We start from the raw sequence: 2,773 nt of genomic DNA, 5'->3' as shown, positions 1-2,773 counted from the left end.
TGGTCGAGGGAATCAACAATAAACTTAAACTAATAAAACGGAGAGGCTATGGCTTGAGAAACTTTCGGAATTTTTGGGTTAGAAGTATGTTATCTTGGCATCTTGTATGTTGATTTAGCATAAAGGGTAACGAAGAGCCAGGATAAGCCTGATTAAAGTAGCGGTCGAAGGCGCGCTTGATACTCGTCGTATAATTGCCGGTATGAAGCTTAGTGGTTTTTTGATGACGGAAGATTAGTTGAATCTCCCCCGTCGCGGGAGTTGGGGGGTGTTGCCTCTTGCAAGAGTGCCTCATCTCCACAAGCAATTTAAATGCTGAACAGCTTATCTACCCACCGTATCCTCCCATCACTCTCAAATTCTAACAGGAGTTAACTTATGGCTCTCGAACAAGTTCACGCTTTTTATCAAAAAGTCGCCTCCGATCAATCCTTCCGTTCCCGAATCCAATCGGTGAATAGCAAAGAAGAATGCAGCGAGATCGTCAAAGCTGCGGGGTTCGATTTCACACCACAGGAATTCGAGGAATACACCACACGAATTCTAGAGTCTGATCGCCCCGATGAAGAAATTAAAGATTTAAGCGAGGAAGATTTAGCGGCGGTCGCAGGTGGATTTATCGGCAGTTTTCGGGGTCCCATAATGTTGTATGGTGGGCCAGCAAATCGCGATCTACTATAGGACGACAGAATCGTTCGACCGATGTACGGATTACCGGCAGATAGTTTCGTGGATTTATAATTCCAACCGACGCATAAATTTTATCGAGTATTAAACCTAGTAAGGAGCTAATCATGTCTTTTGATCGCACCCCGAATTTTACCGAAAAACTAGCAACCGATCCCGATTTTCGTTTAAAGGTTTTGGACGAAATCGCTAACGATGACGAACTCAAAACCCTAACCGAAGAAGACTTAAAAGCGATCATCGGGGGACGGATGCAACAAGTATACGGCTCGACCAGCGGTGGCGGTGGCGGTCGTACTTACTACGCCTAAATCGAGGATAATTCCAATGACCGAATACCGTCGCATCAGCTACGCCGTGTGGGAAATTACCCTAAAATGTAACCTCGCCTGTCAGCATTGCGGTTCCCGCGCCGGCCATACCCGTAGCCACGAACTCAGCACCGAAGAAGCGATCGATCTCGTCCGTCAACTGGCCGAAGTGGGCATCAAAGAAGTCACCCTGATCGGGGGAGAAGCCTTCCTCCGTCCAGACTGGCTCAATATCGCCCGGGCGATTACCGACGCCGGCATGATCTGCGGTGTCACCACCGGCGGCTACGGCATCACCCTCGACACCGCCCAAAAGATGAAAGACGCGGGGATCAAAGTTGTCTCCGTCTCCGTGGACGGATTAGAGGCTACCCACGATCGCCTGCGGGGGAAAGCCGGTTCTTGGCAATGGGCTTTCCGCACCATGGGCCACCTCAAACAAGCCGGTATCCCCTTCGGTTGCAATACCCAGATCAATCGTCTTTCTGCTCCCGAATTTCCCCGAATCTACGAAAAAATCCGCGATGCGGGCGTATTTGCCTGGCAGATCCAGTTAACCGTCCCGATGGGGAACGCCGCCGATAACTCGGAAATTCTCCTGCAACCCTACGAACTCCTAGAACTATACCCGATGGTCGCCCGTGTCACCGACCGAGCGCGACGCGAGGGGGTAGACGTACAACCGGGCAACAATATCGGCTATTACGGCCCCTACGAACGTTTATTGCGGGGAGGGGATGCGTGGACATTCTGGCAGGGGTGTAGTGCCGGACTGGCGGCACTGGGTATCGAGGCCGACGGAGCGATCAAAGGCTGTCCCTCCCTTCCCACCGCAGCCTATACCGGGGGCAATATCCGCGATCGCTCCCTGCGCCAGATTATCGAAGAGGCCGAAGAACTGCGCTTCAACCTCGGTGCGGGAACCCCGAAGGGAACCGATCATCTCTGGGGATTCTGTAAAACCTGCGAGTTCGCCGAACTCTGCCGCGGTGGTTGTAGTTGGACTGCTCATGTTTTCTTCGATCGCCGCGGCAATAACCCCTACTGTCACCACCGGGCCTTAAAACAAGCGGAACGGGGAATCCGAGAGAGATTCTACCTCGATCGCCCTGCAGCGGGAATTCCCTTCGATAACGGCCAATTCGCGCTGGTAGAAGAACCCTTCCATTCTCCCCTAGCCAATGATCCCCTCGCCTTCAGTGCCGACGCGATCCAATGGCCGGAAAGCTGGCAAAACAAAACCCCCGTACTCACCCCCACAATCTAACCGTCACTAACCCCGCCCTAAAAGGGACGGGGCTTGCCTAGACCAATTTAGGCGACGCAAGTAGAGACTACCGCATCGAGACACAATCTGGCACAGACTTCCGAATACTTCCCTAGTTCGGATTACCTCTAAGCTTTATTGGTAAAGCGTTGTTAGACAAGACATCTTGATTGTGTTGCGGAAAGGGACTTTAACTTTACTCTTAAGGATTATCTCCATGCCAAGAGTTCCTGTTATCTCAAAAGAGGGAAAACCGTTAATGCCCACCAAACCCAGTCGTGCCAGACGGTGGATTAAAGAAGGAAAAGCTATCGGTAAATTCAACGATTTAGATATTTTCTATGTCCAGCTAATCGATGAACCTTCCGATAGTAAAACCCAACCGATTGCTATTGGTATTGACCCGGGGAAATTATTCTCTGGAATTGGTGTTCAATCCTCCCTTTTTACTCTTTGGAAGGCTCACTTAGAACTTCCTTTTAAACGAGTAAGAGAGCGCCTGGACAAT

General features: G+C 50.7%; 5 protein-coding genes. All 5 read left to right on the top strand.

Annotation, left to right across the window (positions count from 1 at the left end; all coding sequences use genetic code 11):
• The coding region (locus tag O9332_RS16715; protein WP_288023764.1) for a transposase at nt 1–113 on the top strand (113 nt) is incomplete at its 5' end.
• A 265-nt stretch (nt 114–378) separates the two neighbouring features.
• Nucleotides 379–681 carry a Nif11-like leader peptide family natural product precursor gene (locus O9332_RS16710; protein WP_288026512.1) on the top strand — a complete coding sequence of 101 codons (303 nt, stop codon included), beginning with the start codon at nt 379–381 and terminating at the stop codon, nt 679–681.
• Between the two features lie 113 nt (nt 682–794).
• A complete protein-coding gene (locus O9332_RS16705) occupies nt 795–998 on the top strand; it encodes a bacteriocin (RefSeq protein ID WP_288026510.1) in 204 nt (67 codons plus the stop codon).
• Between the two features lie 16 nt (nt 999–1,014).
• Nucleotides 1,015–2,265: a nif11-class peptide radical SAM maturase 3 gene (locus O9332_RS16700; RefSeq protein WP_288026508.1), complete on the top strand. Its 1,251-nt coding sequence runs from the start codon at nt 1,015–1,017 to the stop codon at nt 2,263–2,265.
• A gap of 217 nt (nt 2,266–2,482) precedes the next feature.
• Nucleotides 2,483–2,773: RRXRR domain-containing protein (locus tag O9332_RS16695; RefSeq protein ID WP_288026506.1), on the top strand; the 291-nt coding region annotated here is incomplete at its 3' end.

Source organism: Microcystis sp. LE19-10.1B (assembly GCF_027530565.1).
Lineage (GTDB): Bacteria > Cyanobacteriota > Cyanobacteriia > Cyanobacteriales > Microcystaceae > Microcystis > Microcystis aeruginosa.
The sequence above is the reverse complement of the archived record's forward strand: the minus strand, read 5'-3'. Positions and strand labels throughout refer to the sequence as shown.

Bases quoted from the DNA above. Each gene is read 5' to 3' on its own strand.
- O9332_RS16705 (WP_288026510.1), top strand. From the start codon at position 795: ATGTCTTTTGATCGCACCCCGAATTTTACCGAAAAACTAGCAACCGAT.
- O9332_RS16710 (WP_288026512.1), top strand. From the start codon at position 379: ATGGCTCTCGAACAAGTTCACGCTTTTTATCAAAAAGTCGCCTCCGAT.
- O9332_RS16700 (WP_288026508.1), top strand. From the start codon at position 1,015: ATGACCGAATACCGTCGCATCAGCTACGCCGTGTGGGAAATTACCCTA.